The sequence below is a fragment of the Aeromicrobium sp. A1-2 genome, assembly GCF_003443875.1.
Taxonomy (GTDB): Bacteria; Actinomycetota; Actinomycetes; order Propionibacteriales; family Nocardioidaceae; genus Aeromicrobium.
Genome location: NZ_CP027482.1, coordinates 1,338,771 through 1,358,944, shown reverse-complemented (window position 1 = coordinate 1,358,944; position 20,174 = coordinate 1,338,771). Strand labels below are relative to the sequence as shown.

Here is a 20,174-nt window from a genome sequence, read left to right as displayed (position 1 = left end):
TCTGCCTAGGTCACGCCTGAGGAGGCTCCGGGGTCCCGCTCTCGGGCGCCGCCGGCGGCTTGCTCATGGTCGTCTCGGCGGCCTTGGCGGCGTTCAGGGCCTCCTGGACCGCTTCATTGGTCGCGGCGTCCGGCTGGAGGTCGTCCTCGATCGGCTCGTCGAAGTCGATTCGGGTCTTGCTGCCGCCGCCGTCGACCGGGATCGTGCCGAGCGTGCCACCCAGCGTGCCGAGTGCCTTGGTCAGCTCTGCCGGGATGATCCACGTCGTGGCGTTGTTGCCCTCGGCGATCTTCGGCAGCATCTGGAGGTACTGGTATGACAGCAGCTTCTGATCGGGGTTGCCGTCGTGGATCGCCTGGAAGACGGTCTGGATGGCCTGTGCCTCGCCCTGCGAGCGCAGGATCTGCGCCTGCCGGTCAGCCTGCGCCGTGAGGATCTGTGCCTGGCGGTCGCCCTCGGCGGTCAGGATCGCGGACTGCTTGCGACCTTCAGCCATGAGGATTGCCGACTGACGCTCGCCCTCGGCGGTCAGGATTGCCGCGCGCTTGTTGCGCTCGGCGCGCATCTGCTGCTCCATCGCGTCGATGATCGAGGGCGGCGGGTCGATGCCCTTGAGCTCGACCCGGTTGACGCGGATGCCCCACTTGCCGGTCGCGCTGTCGAGCTCGCCGCGCAGGCCCGAGTTGATCTGGTCTCGGCTGGTCAGCGCATGCTCCAGGCTCATGCCACCCGTGATGTTGCGCAGCGTCGTCATGGTCAGCTGCTCGATCGCCTGGATGTAGTTGGCGATCTCGTACGTCGCCGCGACCGGGTCGGTGACCTGGAAGTAGATGACCGTGTCGATCGAGACGACCAGGTTGTCCTCGGTGATGACGGGCTGCGGGGGGAACGAGACGACCTGCTCGCGCAGGTCGATGACGTAGCGCACCTTGTCGATGAACGGCACCACGATGTTCAGGCCCGCCGACAGCGTCGTGCGGTACTTGCCGAAACGTTCGACGATGCCGGATCTGGCTTGCGGGACGATCTTGACCGTCATCGAGACGACCGAGATCGCCAGGACGGCTAGAAGGATGAGCACGACAAGTGCTGCGGACATCAGGACTCCTTGGTGGTGGCTGCTGCGGTGACGATGACGGTGGCGCCATCGATCCGCGTGACAAGTACTTCGGTTCCGGTGTCGAACGACTCAGCGTCGAGCTGGGTCCGCGCCGACCACAGCTCGCCGGACAGCTGGACCCGGCCCTGACGGTGGTCGACCGGCTCGACCACGATCGCGGTGTGGCCGACCAGCGCCTGGTGGCCCGTCATGAGAGTGGGTCCATCGTGCAGCCGCGCGACGAGCGGCGGGCGTACCAGCAGCACGAGGGCAACCGTGACAAGGATGAACACCACGATGGCGAGCCACAGCGGACCGCCGAGGCCGGTCACGACGGCGGCTGCGAGTGCCCCGAGGGCAAACATCAACAGCACGAGGTCGAGGCTGAGCAGCTCGACCAACGCCAGCACTACGGCAATGCCAAGCCATGTGGCCCACGCGTGATCCTGCATCCAGTCGATCATCGTGCCTCCCCTGTGTTGTCGGCCCGGTGTCCGTATGCTGCCCGACGAGCGGCGTAGCGTCCACCGTCCCGCGTCAACTGGATGCGCGACCCGAAGGTCGCGCTGAGCGTCTCGCCTGTCAGCGTCGACTCGATCGGACCCTGGCTGACCACCTTGCCATCCCGCAGCAACAACACGTGGGTGAAACCGACCGGGATCTCTTCGACGTGGTGCGACACCATGACCAGGACCGGGGCCTCGGGCGAGTTGGACAGCATCTCGAGGCTGCTCATCAGGTCCTCACGAGCGCCCAGGTCGAGTCCGGCGGCGGGCTCGTCGAGCAGCAGCAGCTCGGGGTCCGTCATCAGCGCGCGAGCAATCAGGACGCGTTTGCGCTCTCCTTCGGACAGCGTCCCGAAGGTACGGTCCGCCAGTGCCGTGATGCCCATCTCGCCCATCATCTGCCTGGCCCGGGCGCGGTCCTCGTCGTCGTACTGCTCCTGCCAACGCCCCAGCACGGCGTGCGCGGCGGACATGATCGTGTTGCTGACGGACTCGCCCGGGGGGATGCGGTCGGCGACCGCGGTGCTGGTGTGCCCGATCCGGGTGCGCAGCTCGAAGACGTCGACCTTGCCGAGCTTGCTGCCCAGGATCCGTACCTTGCCGCTCGACGGATGAGCCGTCGCGCTGATGATCTGCATGAGTGTCGTCTTGCCGGCGCCGTTTGGGCCGAGCACGACCCAGCGCTGGTCTTCCTCGACGGTCCAGCTGACATGGTCGAGCAGGACCTTGCCGGGACGTACGACACTCACCTTCGAGAGCTCGAAAGCCGCAGGCATGCACCCTCCAGGTGGTGTTTTGGTGGCGGTGGTGTCAACCTATCGCGGAGCCGGATGCGGTCAGCGATAGCCTCGGGTGCGATGACCGAACCTGTGCCGACCCTGCACTTCACCGACCCCACCGTCCTGGTGACCCTCACGGGTCCTGACCAGAGCGGTGTCACGACGCGCCTGTTCTCCGCGCTCGAGCCGTTCGGGGTCGAAGTCATCGACATCGAACAGCTCGTCGTCCGTGGACGGCTCATTCTGAGTGCCCTGCTGACCGTCCCGGAGGACCAGCCCGGACTAGACGGCACCGTGCGCGCCGTGGGTGCCGACTTCGGCCTGGAGGTCACGGTCGAGCACGGCACGGGCGACAACCGGCCCCGCCGGATCGGTCGCTCGCAGGTCGTCGTGCTCGGCGCGCCGCTGCGGCCCGCGGCGATGGCAGCGCTGGCACAGCGCATCAAGGACGACGGTGGCAACATCGACCGCATCGTCCGGATGGCGCGCTATCCGGTCACTGCGATCCGGATGGAGGTCTCCGGCGCAGATCCCGACCTGCTGCAGTCCGACCTGGCCGCGGTGGCACACGAGCAGGGTGTCGACGTCGCGGTGCAGGAGAACGGCATCCTCCGCCACGCCCAGCGCCTGGTCGTGATGGACGTCGACTCGACCTTGATACAGGGCGAGGTCATCGAGATGATCGCGGCCCATGCCGGCTTCGAGGCCGAGGTCGCCGCCGTCACTGAGTCGGCGATGCGCGGAGAGATCGACTTCTCCGAGTCGCTGATCGCCCGCGTGGCACTGCTCGCCGGTGTCCAGGAGTCCGCGCTCGACGAGGTGTACGAGTCGTTGACCTATGCGCCGGGCGCACGGACCATGATCCGAACCCTCAAGCGGCTCGGCTATCGATTCGCACTGGTCAGCGGCGGATTCACGCAGATCATCGAGCGGATCGCGACCGAGCTCGACATCGACTATTTCGCCGCCAACCAGCTCGAGGTCGTCGACGGTCGACTGACCGGCCGAATCGTCGGCGAGATCGTCGACCGCGCCGGCAAGGCCGAGGCGCTGCGTCGCTTCGCCGATCAGGCCCGCATCCCGGTCCGCAACACCGTCGCGATCGGTGACGGCGCCAACGATCTGGACATGCTCGCGGCGGCCGGGCTGGGCATCGCGTTCAACGCCAAACCTCTGGTCCGCGACCAGGCCCGGACCTCGGTCAACGTGCCGTACCTGGATGCCATCGTCTACCTGCTCGGCATCACCCGCGAAGAGGTCGAGGCCGCCGACGCTGCCGACTAGGCAGCAGCCATGTCGTCTGCGCCGAGGACGTGGTCGGGTAGGCGCGGGAACGTACATTGACAGTTCCGAACTTGCCGAACTCATCCGATCTAGGACCGACATGACTGCGACCGCGCTGGCGGCCTCCCCCGGGCGAAGCCGGATCCGCGGCGGCGGGTTCGTGCTGGCACTCGCTGCGCTGGTCGCGATGATGACCGGGGCCAGCGCACCGTCGCCGTTCTATCCGGTGCTCAAGGAGCAGCTGGGATTCTCCTCGGCAACACTGACCGGGATCTTCGCGGTCTACGCGATCGCGCTCCTGGTGGCGCTGCTGCTCGTGGGCTCGCTGTCGGACCACATCGGGCGGCGCCCGGTCATCTCGGTCGGCTTCGTCCTGCTGGCCGCCAGCATGGTCGCGTTCTGGCACGCCGACTCAGTCGGGCTGCTGTTCCTGGCCAGGATCGTGCAGGGTGTCGCAAGCGGTCTGCTGCTGTCGTCGCTCACGGCAGCGGTCGTCGATCTGGAGCCCGAGCGCAGGCCAGGCGCCGCCGCGACGTTCAACAGCGTCGCACCGCTCGGTGGGCTGGCGGTGGGCGCGCTGCTAGCCGGCGTCGCGCTCGAGTACGTCTCCGCCCCACTCGTCGTGGTGTTCGGGTCGCTGTCCGCGCTGTACGCCGTGCTGGCGGCCGCCGTCTGGCTGCTTCCCGAGACGTCCCCCCGACACGAGGGGGTGCTCGGATCGCTCCGTCCCCGGGTGGGAGTTCCTCCGCCAGCGCGAGCGGCGTTCTTGCGCAGCAGCCCCGCCCTGGTTGCCGGCTGGGCCACCGGCGGGCTGTACCTGTCCCTGGGCGCACCCATCGTCGCGATCGAGCTGGGCGGCACCAACCACGTCGAGCAGGGGCTCGTGGTCGCGGTCCTGACCGGAGTCGGATCATTGGCCTGCTTCGTGGCGCGCCACCAGTCCGCCCGGCGGATCACGATCTTCGGGACCAGCGCACTGTCGATCGGCACGGCCCTGACCCTCGCCGCGCTGGCCGGCGGGACGCTGTGGGGCTTCATCGCGGCGGCCGTGGTCACTGGGGCCGGGTTCGGCACGGCGTTCCTGGGCATCATGCGGTCGATCACGTCGACCGTGGGCCCCCACGAGCGCGCCGAGCTGTTCGCCGCGGTGTTCGTGGTCAGCTACGTGGCGTTCGGCGTCCCGGCCGTGGCTGCGGGCGTCGCCGCCCCACACATCGGCCTGGCCGCGACGACGTACGTCTACGGCGGGCTGGTCGTCGCACTGTCGGGTGGCGCGGCGCTGCTGCGCCGGTTCGGCTCGACCGACTAGATCACTCGTCGTCCTCGAGCCGGAAGCCCAGCTTCATCGTGACCTGGTAGTGCGAGACGTCGGTGTCGGTGACCTGTCCCCGGATGTCGGTGACCTCGAACCAGTCGAGGTGGCGCAGGGTCTTGGAGGCCCGTTTGATCCCGTTGTCGACGGCTTCGGTGATGCCGTCCGGTGAGGTCCCGACGATCTCGGTGACTCGGTAGGTGCGATCAGTCATGTCCAGAGCGTACGACCATCCCCCGTCAGGCCGCGAGCACCCCGTTCCGATCCGACAGGTCGCGACATGCGACGTACCATGGAGTTGTGCCGAACGAACCGCGCAAGCAGCAGGTCTTTTCGATCACGACGGCCGCCGAGTCCCAGAGTGAGGACCGAGGTCGCCGTGAGAAGCGTTACGCAATCTCGATGGCGATCCGCACCTTGTGCTTCGTCGGTGGCGTGATCCTGCTGACCGCCGTCCCATCCCCGTGGTCACGCATCGGTTGGATCCTTTTCGCCGGCGCGGTGTTCCTGCCCTACACCTCGGTGATCCTGGCCAATGCAGGCGTGCGCAAGAAGGGCTCCGGGCCGTCGCCGTTCGGTCCCGAGGCCAAGGGCCAGATCGAGGCGCCGCAGACCCCGCCGCTCGATCGTGAGTGATGGCCTGACCTGCTCGGCCAAGGACTGCACCGAGCAGGCGCGGCACCAGGTGCTGTGGAACAACCCGAAGATCCACACGCCCGAGCGGCGCAAGATCTGGCTGGCGTGCGACGAGCACGAGAAGACGCTCCGAGCGTTCCTGTCGGCCCGTGGCTTCTGGAAGGAGACCACGCCCTCCCCCGATCCCGCAGGCCCCTGAACAGGGCCTGAGGGCCGCCTAGCCGCCGATGGACGACATCGGGCGCGATGACTGCAGGAATGCGGGGTCGTCGATGCCGTGCCCGGGCAGTTTGGTCATCATCGCGGCCGCCCAGTGTCGGGCGATCTCCTCGTCGGAGGCCCCGGTACGCAGCGCGGCACGCAGGTCGGACTCCTCGCGGGCGAACAGACAGTTGAGGATCTGGCCGTCGGCGGTCAGGCGTACGCGGTTGCAGTCGCCGCAGAACGGCCGCGTGACCGATCCGATGATCCCGACCGTATGGGGTCCGGCATCGACGAGGAACTTCTCAGCCGGGGCCGAACCACGGCCATCGAGACCAGTCAGCTCAAAGTGCTGACCCAGCAGGGTCAGGGTCTCCTCTGCCGTGACCATGGCCTCGCGGTTCCAGCCGTGCTGCGCGTCGAGCGGCATCTGCTCGATGAAGCGCAGCTCGTAGTCGTGCTTCATGCACCAGCGCAGCAGATCGGGCGCTTCGCCATCATTGATCCCGCGCAGCAGCACAGCGTTGACCTTGACCGGTACGAGACCGGCGTCGCGAGCGGCGGCCAGGCCATCGATGACGTCGTGCAGGCGGTTGCGGCGGGTGATCTTCTCGAAGGTCGCCGGATCGGTCGTGTCGAGGCTGATGTTGACCCGATCAAGTCCGGCCGCGGCCAGCGCCTTGGCAGTGTGCTTGAGGCCGAGCCCGTTCGACGTCATGGCCGTGCGCGGCTTGGAAGGCAGCGCCTTGGTCGCGGCGACGAGGTCGGGCAGGCTGCGACGCAGCAGCGGCTCACCACCTGTGAATCGGACGTCCTGGATGCCCAAGATCTCGACACCGATGCGAATCAGGCGCATGAGCTCGGTGTCAGTGAGCGTCTCCTCGGTCGGCATCCAGTCCAGACCCTCGGCAGGCATGCAGTACTGGCAGCGGAGGTTGCAGCGATCGGTCAGCGAGACGCGCAGGTCTGTGGCGACCCGGCCATGTCCATCGATCAACTCCATGTCGCCCATCCTAGGCGCGTTCGACCAACCCGGCAGCGGTGGAGTTGGTGCTGACAACTACCTTCGACCTGTGTACCGCTTCCTGTTGAGTGGACGCTGGATCGGATTCGCGATCTTCGTCATCCTGCTCGCCGCCGTCTGCACCCGTCTGGGGTTGTGGCAGTTCCATCGACTCGAGCATCGGTTGGACCAGAACAAGATCATCACGACGCACCTCAAGACCGATCCGATCGACATCGAGACAGCACTCGAGCCGGGCGACGTGGTCAATGGTGACACCGAGTTCACCCGGGTGCGGGCCACCGGAACGTACGACGTCGAGCACCAGGTCACGGTCAAGTTCACGACCCGCGACGGGGCGCCCGGCGTCGACGTAGTGACCCCACTCGTGCTGCCATCCGGCCGAGCGATCCTGGTCGACCGCGGCTGGCAGGAAACTGCCAACAACGTCGCACACCCGGTCGTGCCACCACCGCCCAGCGGCGAGGTGACGATCGTGGGCTGGCTGCGTCAGAACAATGGGGCTGGCGGCAACGCGGTCAAACCACTCGACGGTCAGGTCCGAGCGATCTCGAGCGATGCCATGTCCTCATTGGTCCCACAGCCGTTGCTCAATGGCTACCTGAACCTGCGGACCGAAAGTCCGGCGCCGTCGACACCCCTCGCGGCCGAACCCACTCCTGAGCGGGGCCAGGGGCCGCACTTCTTCTATGCGCTGCAGTGGTGGTTCTTCGCGTTGCTGGCCGTCGTCGGCTATTTCTGGTTTGCCCGGGCCGAGGCCAAGGAACGGCTCAGTCCGACCCGGATCGACGGTTTCGCCGAGCAGTCCAAGCCTGTCAAGCCAGGCTGACGACCCGGCCAGTGGCCGATCTGCTGCCTATCCGGGGGATTCCAAACGGGCCCGGTGACCGGTCGGCTGGCACGATTGAGGACATGACTCGCACCGCGAACGCCGACCACAAAATCCCGCATCGAGTCGCGCTGGCCGTGGGCGCTGCCCTGGGTCTGGCCTTGATGCTGGCTGGCTGTGGTGCGAGCTCGTCGGATTCCGAGGCCAGCGCACCATCGGGTGCTTCGGCCAGCGCGTCCACGGATCTGGAACCCGACACCAAGAACGCCGACCACCCAGACGTCCTCCGCGCCGTGCTCGAGCGCGATAGCAACGGATCCTGGTCGCTGGACGTGACCCTCAGCTCGGAGTACGACAGCCCGCAGCGGTACGCCGACGGCTGGCGGGTCATGGATGCGAGCGGGAATGTGCTCGGCGAGCACACGCTGGACCACGATCACGCCGACGAGCAGCCTGTGACACGCACCCAGAGCAACCTTGAGATCCCCGACGACGTCGATGTCGTGACTGTCGAGGGCAGGGACACCGAGAACGGGTTCGGCGGCGCAGCTCTCGAGGTCACGGTCCCGCGCTAGAACCGACCCACCGACCGCGGGACGGATCCGGCTACGGGGCGCGTCTGTGTCGCGCAGCGGGTTGATCGTCCTCGGCCGGAGGTGCCGTGGTCGCGCCTGGTTGAGTGCGGGTCGGGGTCTCGCGGGCCGCTGGGCTCTGCCCGCCAACCGGCGCCGTGTGCTCTGGTCTGGCGACCGTGATCGACCGCTGACCGCTGGTCACACTGATACTGGTCACGTCGGGATGCAGCCTGGCCAACACCTTGATGGCATCGACGATCTCGGCCAGGCTGTCATCCGCGTCACCGAGGGCGCGCGCTTCACTGTTCGGACGATCCTCAGGCACGTGCCCAGCGAACCACAAGGGCGGTTCTCGACACCACCGCACGGACCAGCCACCCCCGGCCGGCGAGACCTGTCACGCGTGGCGTGGGCGACACCCATGGTGTTGACTCGACTCAATGCGCACACGACCCATCGGCTCGATCATCGGCGCGATTGCCGGTCTGGTGTTCGTGCTCGCCAACGCTGGACAGGTGCCCGCATCGCTGGTCTGGCGCATCGGTGCGGCCGCGGCGTTCGCCGTCATCATCTGGTTCGTCGTCCTACGTGGCCCCGAGGTGCAACAGGCGCTACCCAGCCGCTCGGCGTTGCGCACGTATGGGGTTGCGGTTTCGGTGATGATCGTCGCGATCCCCCTCGGTGCGGCATTCATCAGCAACGTCCTCGACCGACCTGACACAGTCCTTGTCTGGGTGGTCTTCGTCGTCGGCGCCCACTTCCTGCCGTTTGCCCGCGCATTCACGATGCCGGTCTTCCGGTGGCTGGCGACAAGCATGATCGTCATCTCGGTCGTCGGCGCGATCCCTGCGCTGGCCTCTGACAGCGCCACTGCGGCTGCCTCGACCGGAGTCGCCGCCGGATCCGTCCTGCTGTTCTTCTCCGCAGCCGGCCCACAGTGGAACCGAGACACCGCCGAATAGCCCACCGACCCGCGCTGGCTCCCCGTCAGGAGTCGCTACGCGAGGCTGACCAGGTCGGCGTAGTCGTCGGACCAGAGATCCTCGTCGCCGTCGGGCAGCAGCAGCACACGGTCGGGCTCCAGAGCCAGCACGGCGCCCTCATCGTGCGAGACGAGCACGATGGCACCCTCGTACGTCCGGATGGCACGCAGGACCTCCGCGCGGGACGCAGGGTCCAGGTTGTTGGTGGGCTCATCGAGGATCAGGACGTTGGCGCTCGACACGATCAGGCTGGCCAACGCCAGCCGGGTCTTCTCGCCGCCGGACAACACGCCGGCCGGCTTGGACGTGTCATCGCCGCTGAACAGGAACGAGCCGAGCACACTGCGCGCCTCGGTGTCGGTGAGCTGGGGTGCGTTCGCCTGCATGTTCTCCAGCACAGTGCGCGAGGTGTCGAGGGTCTCGTGCTCCTGCGCGAAGTATCCGATCTTGAGCCCGTGGCCCGGCAGGATGTCACCCGTGTCGGCCTCGAGCGTGCCAGCGAGGATGCGCAGCAGCGTCGTCTTGCCAGCACCGTTGAGTCCCAGCACGACAACCCGGCTGCCCTTGTCGATCGCCAGGTCGACGTCGGTAAAGATTTCCAGCGAGCCGTAAGACTTGGACAGACCTTCCGCCATGAGCGGGGTCTTGCCGCAGGGGGCGGGCTTGGGGAACTTGATGTTCGCGACCTTGTCCTGCACGCGCTCGCCCTCGAGGCCCGAGACGAGCTGCTCGGCCCGGCGCAGCATCTGCTGGGCAGTTGCGGCCTTGGACGCCTTGGCGCGGAACTTGTTGGCCTGGCTCGTGAGCTGGTCAGCCTTCTTGACCGCGAGCGTCCGCTCGCGCTTGCGACGGTGCTCGTCGGCCTCGCGCTGCTTGACGTACGACTTCCAGCCCATGTTGTAGATGTCGATGGTGGCGCGGTTCGCGTCGAGGTAGAGGACCTTGTTGACGGTCTCCTCGATCAGCTCGACATCGTGGCTGATGATCACGATGCCGCCGGAGAAGGTCTTGAGGAAGCCCCTCAGCCAGACCACGGAGTCGGCGTCCAGGTGGTTGGTGGGCTCGTCGAGCAGCAGCGTGTCGGCATCGGAGAACAGGATGCGAGCCAGCTCAATGCGTCGTCTCTGGCCACCCGACAAAGTCGACAGCGGCTGATCCAGCACCCGGTCCGGCAGGCCGAGCGCCTTCGCGATCGTCGCGGCCTCGGACTCGGCCGCGTAGCCACCGCCAGCGCCGAAGGTCGCGTCCGCGCGGGTGTAGGCACGCATGGCCTTCTCGGCGATCTCGGGGTCGGGCGAGCCCATGTCGATCTCGGCCTTGCGCATCGCGGTCAGCGCCTCGTCGAGCCCTCGGGCCCCGAGGATGCGGTCGCGGGCGGTCGTGGCCAGATCGCCGGACTTGGGGTCCTGCGGCAGGTAGCCGATCTTTCCCGACGACGTAATCGAGCCGGCGGCAGGCAATCCATCGCCCGAGAGCATCCGGGTCAACGTCGTCTTGCCAGCACCATTGCGGCCGACGAGGCCGACCTTGTCGCCCTTGTCCACGCGGAACGAGACATCGGACATCAGGACGCGGGCGCCGAAGCGCAGCTCCACATTGGAGATGGTGAGCATGGTGGGAATTTCCTTCAGATCAGGGTGTGCGAATGGGCAGGCGAACAGACGCCTGCGTCACTCCCGCTGATAGAAAGGCACCCCTCCACTGTACGGGCTGCCCGGCCTGTTCCCGACCGCATCGACTGTGCGTCCGCACACACCGGCCCTCGAGCCTGTCGAAAGGGCGCCGAGTGCCGACGAATTTTTTCGACAAGCTCCAGAGCCGGGTGGTCAGCCGATGTTGAAGCCGAGCGCCCGCAACATCTCGCGACCGTCGTCGGTGATCTTGTCCGGGCCCCACGGCGGCATCCAGACCCACTCGATCCGGAAGTCGTTGACCAGGCCGTCGAGGGCAGCGCGCGTCTGGTCCTCGATGACGTCGGTCAACGGGCAGGCCGCCGAGGTCAAGGTCATCGACAGCACGGTGTTGCTGTGCTCGTCGACGTCCGCGCCGTAGACCAGGCCGAGGTCGACGACATTGATGCCGAGCTCGGGGTCGACGACATCCTTCATGGCCTCGATGATGTCTTCCTTCGTGGTGGCGCCCTTGGGCTGGACCGCCGCCTCGAGGTCGACGTTCGGGAAGTCGGAGTGATCAGTGGTCATGGGGTCTCTCCTGTGGTTGACGCTGTGGTGGTCGAAGAAGTCGTGACGAGTGCCTGTGAAACGGCATCCTTCCAGGCCATCCAGCCCAGCAGGGCGCACTTGATGCGCCCCGGGAACTGGGCGACGCCGGCGAAGGCGATGCCGTCCTCGAGGATGTCCTCATCGGGCTCGATCTTGCCCTTGCCGTGCATCAAGGTGTTGAACTCGTCCAGGACGGCCATGCCCTCGGTGATGCTCTTGCCGACGATCAGGTCGTTGAGCACCGAGGTCGATGCCCGGCTGATCGAGCAGCCCTGGGCGTCGTAGGAAACGTCCGCGACGGTCTCGCCATCGAGGTGGACGCGGAGGGTGATCTCGTCGCCGCAGGACGGATTGACGTGGTGGACCTCGGCTTCGAAAGGCTCGCGAAGTCCGGCGCCGTGGGGTCGCTTGTAGTGGTCCAGGATGATCTCCTGGTACAGCGCATCGACGTTGGTGGCATCAGTCATGTCTCAACCTCCGAAGTACTTCTTCGTGTGGTGCAACGCCTCGACCATCACATCGATCTCCTCGCGGGTCGTGTAGAGGTAGAAGGACGCGCGGGTCGTGGACTGCACGCCGAACCTCTGGTGCACCGGCTTGGCGCAGTGGTGACCGGCGCGCACCGCGACGCCGCGGGAGTCCAGCAGCTGCGACACGTCGTGCGGATGGATGTCGCCCAGCGTGAAGCTGATCGCTCCCCCGCGTGCGACAGCATCGGTGGGCCCGACGATCCGCAGGCCGTCGATCTCCTGCATCGCGCCGAGGGCGTAGGCGGTGATCTCCTGCTCGTGCGCCGCGATGGCATCCATGCCGACCGCCGTCAGGTAGTCGGCTGCCGCGCCGAGGCCCACGGCCTGCGCGATCGGCGGGGTGCCGGCCTCGAAGCGTGAGGGTGGCGCAGCGTACGTCGAGCCGGCCATCGTGACGGTCTCGATCATCTCGCCACCACCGAGGAACGGCGGCAGCTCGGCGAGCAGGTCGTAGCGACCCCACAGGACTCCGATGCCGGTCGGGCCGACCATCTTGTGGCCCGTGAACGCCACGAAGTCCGCACCGAGCGCGGCCACGTCGACCGGCATCTGTGGCACGGCCTGCGATGCATCGACGACGACCAGGGCGCCGACAGCGTGCGCCTTGGCGATGATCTCGTCGAGCGGGTTGATCGTGCCCAGCATGTTGGAGACCCACGTGACCGAGACGACGGCGGTCTGCTCGGTGATCAGCGTGTCGATGTCGTCGAGGTCGAGCCGACCCTCGTCCGTGACGCCGAACCAGCGCAGGCTCGCGCCGGTGCGCTGGCTGAGCTGCTGCCACGGCACGATGTTGGAGTGGTGCTCCATCTCGCTGATCACGATCTGGTGGTCCGCGCCGATCCGACCCGAGTCGCCCAGCGTGCGGGCGACCAGGTTGAGCGCCTCGGAGGCGTTCTTGGTGAAGATGACCTCGTCGCGGCTCGGAGCGCCGATGAATGCCGCGACCTTGTCGCGACCCAGCTCAAAGGCCGCGCTTGCCTCGGTGCCGAGCTGGTGCATCGCGCGAGCCACATTGGCGTTGTGCAGCCGGTAGTGGTCGTCGATCGCGTCAATGACCTGGCGCGGCTTCTGCGAAGTGTTGGCACTGTCGAGGTAGACCAACGGGAGGTCGCCGGCCAGGTGACGCCCCAGGATCGGGAAGTCCTCCCGGATCCTGGCGACGTCGTACGTCTGGGTGCCCTCGACAACGGTCATGCCTGAGCCGCGGCCTTGACGTACTTGTCGTAGCCCTCAGCCTCGAGCTGGTCGGCGAGCTCACGCCCACCGCTCTCGGCCAGACGGCCCGCAACGAACACGTGGACGTAGTCGGGCTTGATGTACTGCAGGATGCGCGTGTAGTGCGTGATCAGCAGCACTCCACGATCGCCCTGCTCGCTGTAGCGGTTGACGCCGTCGGAGACGACGCGGAGCGCGTCGATGTCCAGACCCGAGTCGGTCTCGTCGAGCACCGCGAACGTGGGGTTGAGCAGCTCGAGCTGGGCGACCTCGTGACGCTTCTTCTCGCCACCGGAGAAGCCCTCGTTGACGCTGCGCTGAGCGAACTCCTTGCCCAGCGTCACACGCTCGAGCGCCTCGTTGACGTCCTTGATCCACGTGCGCAGCTTGGGAGCCTCGCCGTCGATCGCGGTCTTCGCGGTGCGCAGGAAGTTGGCGACCGAGACCCCGGGAACCTCGACGGGGTACTGCATCGCGAGGAACAGTCCGGCACGGGCACGCTGGTCGACAGTCATCGACAAGATGTCGACGCCGTCGAGGGTCACCGACCCGCTGGTGACGTCGTACTTGGGGTGGCCGGCGATGGAGTAGGCCAGTGTCGACTTGCCGGAGCCGTTGGGCCCCATGATGGCGTGCACCTCACCGGAGCGGACCGTCAGGTTGACCCCCTTGAGGATCTCCTTGTCGCCCTCCTCGGTCTTGACCGAGACGTGCAGGTCCTTGATCTCAAGTGTTGCCATGTGTCTTCAGCTCCTGGGTGTCGAGAGGTCGACCATGACGGTGTCTCCCTCGATCTGTGTCGTGTAAGTGGGTACGGGTTGTGTGGCAGGTAGGTTGACCGGCTTGCCGGTGCGGGCATCGAAGCGTGATCCGTGCAGCCAGCACTCGATCTCGCAACCTTCGACGTCACCCTCCGAGAGCGGGATCGAGGCGTGCGAGCACTCATCATGCAGGGCATAGACGTCGTCGCCGTCGCGGATCAGCGCGACTTCGGTGCCGTCGATCTCGACCGCCAGCACACCGCCCTGGGGAACGTCCGCGAGGGCGGCGGCAGCGACGAAGCTCATGCGAGTCGTCCTACGTGCTCGGCGAGCTCCTCCTCGATGGAGGCGATCAGGCGCTCCTGGAGGGACGGGACGCCGATGCGCCGGATGATGTCGTTGAAGAAGCCGTGGACGACGAGGCGTCGGGCGTCCTCCTCCTCGATTCCGCGGCTCTGCAGGTAGAACAGGTGCTCGTCGTCGAAGCGGCCGGTCGTGGACGCGTGTCCCGCGCCCTCGATCTCACCGGTCTCGATCTCGAGGTTGGGCACCGAGTCGGCCTTGGCGCCATCGGTCAGCACGAGGTTGTCATTGCTCTCGTACGTCAGGATGCCCTCGGCCTCCTTGCGGATCAGGACGTTGCCGATCCAGACCGTGTGGGCGTCCTTGCCCTGCAGGGCGCCCTTGTACTCGACGTTGCTCTTGGTGCGCGGTGCCGTGTGGTCGACGAACAAGCGGTGCTCGATGTGCTGGCCGGCATCAGCGAAGTAGACGCCGAGCATCTCGACGCTGCCGCCGGTGCCGTGGTAGTCCGCCGAGGTGCTGGCGCGAACGACGTCACCGCCGAGCGAGACGGCGATGTGCCGCAGCTGGGCATCACGACCGACCCGCGCGTGCTGGGTGACGACGTGGACACTGTCGTCGTTCCAGTCCTGGATCGTCACGAAGGTCAGCTGTGCGCCGTCCTCGAGCACGACCTCGATGTTCTCAGCCCACGTTGCGGACCCGTCGTAGTCGACGATCACGACGGCCTTGGAGAACTGGCCGGCGCGGACGAGCAGGTGCCCGGCCGCGGCCTTCTCCAACCCGCCGCCGTGCAGCCGGATCGTCGTCGGCTCGTCGACCTCGACGTTGGCCGGGATCGTCACCTCGAAGACCGAGCGAGTGGCCTCCCAGGCGCGGGCCGACACGCGGTCAACCGGGATGTAACCCGACGCGCCACGTGCGGAGTCGGCAGCAGGCACCGAGACAGCGGTGACGCCCTCGGCGGCCTCGACCTCGATCGTGAAGTCGTCACCGTCCAGCGGGGTGTCCTGGTGCAGTCCGCGGAGACGCTTGAGCGGGGTGAAGCGCCAGATCTCCTCGAGACCGGTCGGCACCGCGTGATCGGCGAGGTCGAAGGACCCCTCCGGGTGCAGGTGCGACTCGACGGGAGCCAGCTCAAGAGCCTGGGACAGGTCCTGGAAGCTGGTCTTGGAAGTTTCGGGTGCGATGGTCATCCGACAGCGCCCTCCATCTGGAGCTCGATCAGGCGGTTCAGCTCGAGCGCGTACTCCATCGGCAGCTCGCGCGCGATCGGCTCGACGAATCCGCGCACGATCATCGCCATGGCCTCGTCCTCCTCCATGCCACGTGACATGAAGTAGAAGAGCTGGTCGTCGCTGAGCTTGGACACGGTCGCCTCGTGGCCCAGCGTCACATCGTCCTCGCGGACGTCGACGTACGGGTAGGTGTCCGAGCGGCTGATCTGGTCGACCAGCAGCGCGTCGCACTTGACCGTGCTGGCCGAGCCCTCGGCGCCCTCGAGCACCTGAAGCAGGCCCCGGTAGGACGTACGTCCACCGTTGCGCGCGACGGACTTGCTCAGGATCGAGCTCGACGTGTTGGGCGCAGCGTGCACCATCTTGGCGCCGGCATCCTGGTGCTGGCCCTCGCCGGCGAAGGCGATCGAGAGCGTCTCGCCACGGGCGTGCTCGCCCATGAGGTAGACCGCGGGGTACTTCATGGTGACCTTGGAGCCGATGTTGCCGTCGACCCACTCCATCGTCGCGCCCTCTTCGCAGACGGCGCGCTTGGTGACCAGGTTGTAGACGTTGTTCGACCAGTTCTGGATCGTCGTGTAGCGGACGCGGGCGCCCTTCTTGACGACGATCTCGACGACTGCGGAGTGCAACGAGTCGCTGGAGTAGATCGGCGCCGTGCAGCCCTCGACGTAGTGAACGTACGAGTCCTCGTCGGCGATGATCAGGGTGCGCTCGAACTGACCCATGTTCTCGGTGTTGATGCGGAAGTAGGCCTGCAGCGGGATGTCGACGTGGACACCCTTGGGGACGTAGATGAACGATCCACCGGACCACACCGACGTGTTGAGCGCGGAGAACTTGTTGTCGCCGACCGGGATGATCGTCGCGAAGTACTCACGGAACAGCTCGGGGTGCTCCTTGAGCGCGGTGTCGGTGTCCAGGAACAGGACGCCCTGCTCCTCGAGGTCCTCACGGATCGAGTGGTAGACGACCTCGGACTCGTACTGTGCCGCGACACCGGAGACGAGACGCTGCTTCTCGGCCTCGGGGATGCCGAGACGGTCATACGTGTTCTTGATGTCCTCGGGCAGGTCGTCCCACGTCGCCGCCTGCTTCTCGGTCGAGCGGACGAAGTACTTGATGTTGTCGAAGTCGATGCCGCTGAGGTCGGAGCCCCACGTCGGCATGGGCTTGCGACCGAACAGCTTGAGGCCCTTGAGGCGCATGTCGAGCATCCACTGCGGCTCGTCCTTGAGCGCCGAGATGTTGCGGACGACGTCCTCGCTCAGTCCACGCTTGGAGGTGGCGCCGGCGTCGGTCTTGTCGGACCAGCCGAACTCGTAGCGGCCGACATCCTTGAGACCCGGATTGGCCTCTTCGATGGCATTGGGTGCGTTGGTCTCTGACGTGGTGGTCATGAGGGCAACCTCTCTGCTGGTGGGATCGTGGGAAGGTGAGTCGTGCAGACGCCATCGCCGTGGGCGATGGTCGCGAGTCGCTGCACGTGGGTGCCGAGGAGACGAGCAAACATCTCAGTCTCGGCCTCGCACATCTGGGGGAACTCCTCGGCCACGTGGGCGACCGGGCAGTGGTGCTGGCACATCTGGGCGCCTGCGGGGGTGGAACCGACCGAGGCGGCGTATCCGTCGGCGCTGAGCGCCTCGGCGAGCGCCTGCGGGCGCTGTGCCGGGTCGACCGTGGCCAGCAGTGGCCGGTAGCGGTCCTCGAGATCGGTCAGGCGGTGTCGGGCGAAAGCCATGACGGCCGCGTCGCCACCGGTCTCGGAAAGGTAGCGAAGGGCACCGGCGGCAAGCTCGTCGTACGCGTGGGCGAAGTGATCGCGACCCGCGTCGGTGATGACGAACACCTTGGCCGGACGACCGCGACCGCGCTGGCCGGTGACCCGCTGGTCACGTGCCTCAAGGACTCCGTCGGCGAGGAGCTGGTCCAGGTGTCGACGCACTGCTGCCGGGGTCACCTTGAGCAGCACCGCCAGGTCTGCCGCGGTCGAAGGGCCGTTCTCGAGGATCGTCGTGGCCACCCGCTCACGGGTCGGGGCATCGTCCACTGTGGGTTCCACAGTGGGCGCATCAGGCGACCCGGCGTATTTCACAAGACAAGTGTGCCTTTAATCGCCAAAGGCATACAACGAAGGTCATCCTTAGTCGTCAGGACTCGACCATTCCCGCAGGAAGGATTGCCTCTTCGGCTGCGGCGGTGCCGGCCTCCCAGCCCCGGAGATCCAGCTGGACGCGGCGGGATCCCTCGGCGACGTGTGGGAAGAGTCGCTCGAACTCTCCCTCGACCGCCTCGCCCTGACGCTGGAAGACCGGGACCAGGTCGGTGCCGTACGTCGCGGCTGCCTCTTCGGTCGAGGCCGTGAGTCGCTCACCGATCCGGGCAGCGTAGGCGCTGAGGAAGGCCCGACGGAATGCCGACGAACGATCCGATCCGCGGCTGCCGGGGCCATCCCCTGCCCTGGTCAGCGCCTTGGTCGCCTGCACCAACATCGAGGTGAAGAGCATCTCGACCTGCTCGACGTCCGTCGGCACACCGACCAGGGTCACCGAGGAGCCGAACTCGAACCACACCGCGCGGGTCCGGTTGGCTTTGGCGATGACATTGAGCAGACCGGCCTTCTCCAGCGCGTAGGGATGGTGGATCAGCACCCTGACGCCCCGGACCTCGACCGACCCGCCCGCCCCGTCCGCGAGCAGGGCCTCGTCGATCGCGTGGCGGGTCATGAGGTCCTGCGCCTTCGCCGTGAACGCCTCCGCCTCGGCGGTGAACTCGGTCGACTCGGCCTTGGCCAGCAGCGCTCGGATCTTGGTGAGCGTCTTGCTGGCCGGGCCGCCGGGCCGCGGCGTCGTGGACCTCGGCGGTTGCGCCTGCCCCCACAGGGACGGTGGCGGCACCAGCACCTGGGAGCGGGGCAGGCCGCGCAACAGGTCGAGGGCGATGAGCGCGATCGTCCAGTCGGGGACCGTGGCACGGCCACCAGGCGACAGGAGCGCGTCCGGACCGTCGACCCGATCGCGCCGTTTCGTCAGCGCAGCGATCTGGTCGGACCATGCCTCGGGCGCTCGTGCGGGCGCGCCCGCACGACCGGCCTCTACGATGACCGCGCGGCGAATCCACGTCGAGACCGCCACCGACGCGCGTCGCCGCGCGACGTGTACCAGGTCCTGCGGCTGCCAGCCGTTTTCCCAGGCGCCGCCGATCCTCGCGAGCACCTCGTCGACGACGTGCCCCGCCGGGTCTTGCTCGCGTCTTGGCGCAGCCGCCCCGATCTCGTTGAGCAGGTCGATGCGCAGCCCGGCCGAACGAGGAGCGGCCACGGCATATCGCAACGCCTGGTCGATCAGCGCGAGGATCTCGTCCCGACTGATCTCGGCCCGGGCTGCTCCCGCGCTCGGGCGCGGCTCGACATGTGCCGTGCGGGGATGCGATCGCCTCCTGGCCTCGCGCCGCTCCCGACTGTTCTGTCCCATGCCGCCATCCTTGCAACCGGTGCCGACATCGCGTCGAGCGCCGTCCGCAGTCCTAGAGTGGCGTCATGGCGAGTGATGCGGTCGAGATCGAGGCCGGCGGGCGTTCGGTGCGGGTCTCCAGCCCGACGAGGGTCATCTACGAAGCAACGGACTTCTCCGCCGAGGTCAGCAAGATCATGGTCGCGGAGTACTACGTCGCGGTCGAGGACGGCCTGATGCGCGCGCTGCGCGAGCGGCCGGTCGCCCTGGAGCGTTGGCCCAAGGGCGTGCGCGAAGGCATGGTCATGGCGACCCGCGCCGACAGCCACGGCGATGCGTTCTACCAGAAGCGGATGATGCGCGGCGCACCCCCGTACGTCGAAAGCACGCGCATCCTGTTCCCCTCGGGCCGGGTCGCCGACGAGATCTGCATGACCGAGATCGCCGTCGCTGCGTGGGCCGCGCACATGGGCGCCATCACGTTCCATCCGTGGCCGACCCGTCGCGCCGACAACGACCGCCCTGACGAGCTGCGCATCGATCTGGATCCATTCGGCTCGGCGACGTTCGGCGATGCGGTACGGATCGCTGACGTGGCTCGCGAGCTGTTCGCCGAGCTCGGCATACGGGCGTTCGCCAAGACCAGCGGCAAGCGCGGCATCCATGTGTACGCCCGGATCGAGCCGCGCTGGACCTTCACCGACGTCCGGCACGCGGCGATCGCCTTCGCCCGCGAGCTCGAGCGACGTACCGAAGGCGTCACCACCAAGTGGTGGAAGGAGGAGCGCGGCGACAACATCTTTGTCGACTTCAACCAGAACTGCCGCGATCGCACGATCGCCGCGGCCTACAGCCTGCGCCCCTCCCCCGGCGCCACGGTCTCCACACCCGTGACGTGGGACGAGCTCGCGGGGCTCGACGACCCGCGGGTGTTCACGCTGCACACCGTGCCGCGGCGCCTCGCCGATCACGGAGACCCGTGGGCCGAGATCGACAACGTGCACCACTCACTCGGGCCGCTGCTGGACCTGTGGCGGGCCGATCCCACCGAGATGCCGTATCCGCCCGAGTACCCCAAGATGCCGGGCGAGCCAAAACGCGTACAGCCCAGCAAGGCCAAGAAGTCCTAGCCCGCCGGAGGTGGCGGTGCGTAACTCGGCCTTCCGGCGTCGGAAAGCCGAACAGCCCACCGCTCGGTCGCTCGACAAGCCACTGAGTCACC

General features: G+C 67.2%; 23 protein-coding genes. 8 read left to right on the top strand and 15 right to left on the bottom strand.

Annotated elements, in window-relative coordinates:
* Positions 1-10: 10 nt before the first annotated feature.
* From C6I20_RS06605 to C6I20_RS06595, 3 genes are read right to left on the bottom strand one after another with little or no spacing between them, the layout of a single operon-like run.
* Positions 11-1,099 carry an SPFH domain-containing protein gene (locus C6I20_RS06605; protein WP_118395237.1) on the bottom strand — a complete coding sequence of 363 codons (1,089 nt, stop codon included), beginning with the start codon at positions 1,097-1,099 and terminating at the stop codon, positions 11-13.
* On the bottom strand, positions 1,099-1,563 hold the full coding sequence (locus tag C6I20_RS06600; RefSeq protein WP_216823004.1) for an NfeD family protein: 465 nt from the start codon (positions 1,561-1,563) through the stop codon (positions 1,099-1,101). The genes C6I20_RS06605 and C6I20_RS06600 overlap by 1 nt, the downstream gene beginning before the upstream one ends.
* Positions 1,560-2,381 carry an ABC transporter ATP-binding protein gene (locus C6I20_RS06595; RefSeq protein ID WP_118395236.1) on the bottom strand — a complete coding sequence of 274 codons (822 nt, stop codon included), beginning with the start codon at positions 2,379-2,381 and terminating at the stop codon, positions 1,560-1,562. The genes C6I20_RS06600 and C6I20_RS06595 overlap by 4 nt, the downstream gene beginning before the upstream one ends.
* Positions 2,382-2,462: 81 nt before the next feature.
* Between C6I20_RS06595 and serB the strand changes: the two genes are divergently transcribed.
* Both serB and C6I20_RS06585 read left to right on the top strand, forming a co-directional pair.
* Positions 2,463-3,668 (top strand): phosphoserine phosphatase SerB, encoded by a 1,206-nt coding sequence (serB, locus tag C6I20_RS06590; RefSeq protein WP_254052272.1) that lies wholly within the window; start codon positions 2,463-2,465, stop codon positions 3,666-3,668.
* Positions 3,669-3,768: 100 nt separating this feature from the next.
* Positions 3,769-4,977 carry an MFS transporter gene (locus C6I20_RS06585; protein WP_118395234.1) on the top strand — a complete coding sequence of 403 codons (1,209 nt, stop codon included), beginning with the start codon at positions 3,769-3,771 and terminating at the stop codon, positions 4,975-4,977.
* A 1-nt stretch (position 4,978) separates the two neighbouring features.
* Here C6I20_RS06585 and C6I20_RS06580 read toward each other — a convergent pair whose 3' ends face one another.
* Positions 4,979-5,194: a dodecin gene (locus C6I20_RS06580; RefSeq protein WP_118395233.1), complete on the bottom strand. Its 216-nt coding sequence runs from the start codon at positions 5,192-5,194 to the stop codon at positions 4,979-4,981.
* An 86-nt stretch (positions 5,195-5,280) separates the two neighbouring features.
* Between C6I20_RS06580 and C6I20_RS06575 the strand changes: the two genes are divergently transcribed.
* Entirely contained in the window at positions 5,281-5,616 is a 336-nt protein-coding gene (locus C6I20_RS06575) for a DUF3099 domain-containing protein (RefSeq protein WP_118395232.1), read from the top strand.
* Entirely contained in the window at positions 5,609-5,815 is a 207-nt protein-coding gene (locus C6I20_RS06570; protein WP_254052271.1) for an acetone carboxylase, read from the top strand. The genes C6I20_RS06575 and C6I20_RS06570 overlap by 8 nt, the downstream gene beginning before the upstream one ends.
* Positions 5,816-5,833: 18 nt before the next feature.
* Here the strand turns inward: C6I20_RS06570 and moaA are convergent, their stop codons facing one another.
* On the bottom strand, positions 5,834-6,820 hold the full coding sequence (gene moaA / locus C6I20_RS06565) for a GTP 3',8-cyclase MoaA (protein WP_216823003.1): 987 nt from the start codon (positions 6,818-6,820) through the stop codon (positions 5,834-5,836).
* Between moaA and C6I20_RS06560 the strand changes: the two genes are divergently transcribed.
* The 3 genes from C6I20_RS06560 (at position 6,819) to C6I20_RS06545 (ending at position 9,207) form a co-directional block, all read left to right on the top strand.
* The gene (locus C6I20_RS06560; protein WP_118395230.1) at positions 6,819-7,670 is read left to right on the top strand and encodes an SURF1 family protein; all 852 of its coding nucleotides are present in this window, start codon (positions 6,819-6,821) and stop codon (positions 7,668-7,670) included. The two genes, moaA and C6I20_RS06560, sit on opposite strands and share 2 nt — an antisense overlap.
* An 83-nt stretch (positions 7,671-7,753) precedes the next feature.
* Positions 7,754-8,245 (top strand): hypothetical protein, encoded by a 492-nt coding sequence (locus C6I20_RS06555; protein WP_118395229.1) that lies wholly within the window; start codon positions 7,754-7,756, stop codon positions 8,243-8,245.
* A gap of 440 nt (positions 8,246-8,685) precedes the next feature.
* On the top strand, positions 8,686-9,207 hold the full coding sequence (locus tag C6I20_RS06545; RefSeq protein ID WP_118395227.1) for a hypothetical protein: 522 nt from the start codon (positions 8,686-8,688) through the stop codon (positions 9,205-9,207).
* 35 nt (positions 9,208-9,242) lie between these two features.
* Here C6I20_RS06545 and C6I20_RS06540 read toward each other — a convergent pair whose 3' ends face one another.
* The 10 genes from C6I20_RS06540 to C6I20_RS06495 all read right to left on the bottom strand — a co-directional run bounded on the left by C6I20_RS06540 (position 9,243) and on the right by C6I20_RS06495 (position 18,973).
* Positions 9,243-10,841: an ABC-F family ATP-binding cassette domain-containing protein gene (locus tag C6I20_RS06540; RefSeq protein ID WP_118395226.1), complete on the bottom strand. Its 1,599-nt coding sequence runs from the start codon at positions 10,839-10,841 to the stop codon at positions 9,243-9,245.
* A 213-nt stretch (positions 10,842-11,054) separates the two neighbouring features.
* Positions 11,055-11,429: a metal-sulfur cluster assembly factor gene (locus tag C6I20_RS06535; protein ID WP_118395225.1), complete on the bottom strand. Its 375-nt coding sequence runs from the start codon at positions 11,427-11,429 to the stop codon at positions 11,055-11,057.
* The gene (sufU, locus tag C6I20_RS06530) at positions 11,426-11,917 is read right to left on the bottom strand and encodes a Fe-S cluster assembly sulfur transfer protein SufU (RefSeq protein WP_118395224.1); all 492 of its coding nucleotides are present in this window, start codon (positions 11,915-11,917) and stop codon (positions 11,426-11,428) included. The genes C6I20_RS06535 and sufU overlap by 4 nt, the downstream gene beginning before the upstream one ends.
* A 3-nt stretch (positions 11,918-11,920) precedes the next feature.
* Positions 11,921-13,177, bottom strand: a complete 1,257-nt coding sequence (locus tag C6I20_RS06525; protein WP_118395223.1) for a cysteine desulfurase — start codon at positions 13,175-13,177, stop codon at positions 11,921-11,923.
* Positions 13,174-13,938, bottom strand: coding sequence for a Fe-S cluster assembly ATPase SufC (gene sufC, locus C6I20_RS06520; RefSeq protein WP_118395222.1), 765 nt, complete (start codon positions 13,936-13,938; stop codon positions 13,174-13,176). The genes C6I20_RS06525 and sufC overlap by 4 nt, the downstream gene beginning before the upstream one ends.
* 6 nt (positions 13,939-13,944) lie before the next feature.
* Positions 13,945-14,265, bottom strand: a complete 321-nt coding sequence (locus C6I20_RS06515) for a non-heme iron oxygenase ferredoxin subunit (protein ID WP_118395221.1) — start codon at positions 14,263-14,265, stop codon at positions 13,945-13,947.
* Positions 14,262-15,458 (bottom strand): Fe-S cluster assembly protein SufD, encoded by a 1,197-nt coding sequence (gene sufD, locus C6I20_RS06510; protein ID WP_118395220.1) that lies wholly within the window; start codon positions 15,456-15,458, stop codon positions 14,262-14,264. Before sufD ends, C6I20_RS06515 begins: the two co-directional genes overlap by 4 nt.
* Entirely contained in the window at positions 15,455-16,900 is a 1,446-nt protein-coding gene (gene sufB, locus C6I20_RS06505; RefSeq protein WP_118395219.1) for a Fe-S cluster assembly protein SufB, read from the bottom strand. The genes sufD and sufB overlap by 4 nt, the downstream gene beginning before the upstream one ends.
* Entirely contained in the window at positions 16,897-17,562 is a 666-nt protein-coding gene (locus C6I20_RS06500) for a metalloregulator ArsR/SmtB family transcription factor (protein WP_216823002.1), read from the bottom strand. The genes sufB and C6I20_RS06500 overlap by 4 nt, the downstream gene beginning before the upstream one ends.
* 88 nt (positions 17,563-17,650) lie before the next feature.
* The gene (locus C6I20_RS06495; RefSeq protein ID WP_118395217.1) at positions 17,651-18,973 is read right to left on the bottom strand and encodes a DUF2786 domain-containing protein; all 1,323 of its coding nucleotides are present in this window, start codon (positions 18,971-18,973) and stop codon (positions 17,651-17,653) included.
* A 65-nt stretch (positions 18,974-19,038) separates the two neighbouring features.
* On the opposite strand from C6I20_RS06495, the gene C6I20_RS06490 reads away from it, so the two are divergent.
* Positions 19,039-20,082, top strand: coding sequence for a DNA polymerase domain-containing protein (locus tag C6I20_RS06490; RefSeq protein ID WP_118395216.1), 1,044 nt, complete (start codon positions 19,039-19,041; stop codon positions 20,080-20,082).
* Positions 20,083-20,174 lie beyond the last annotated feature (92 nt).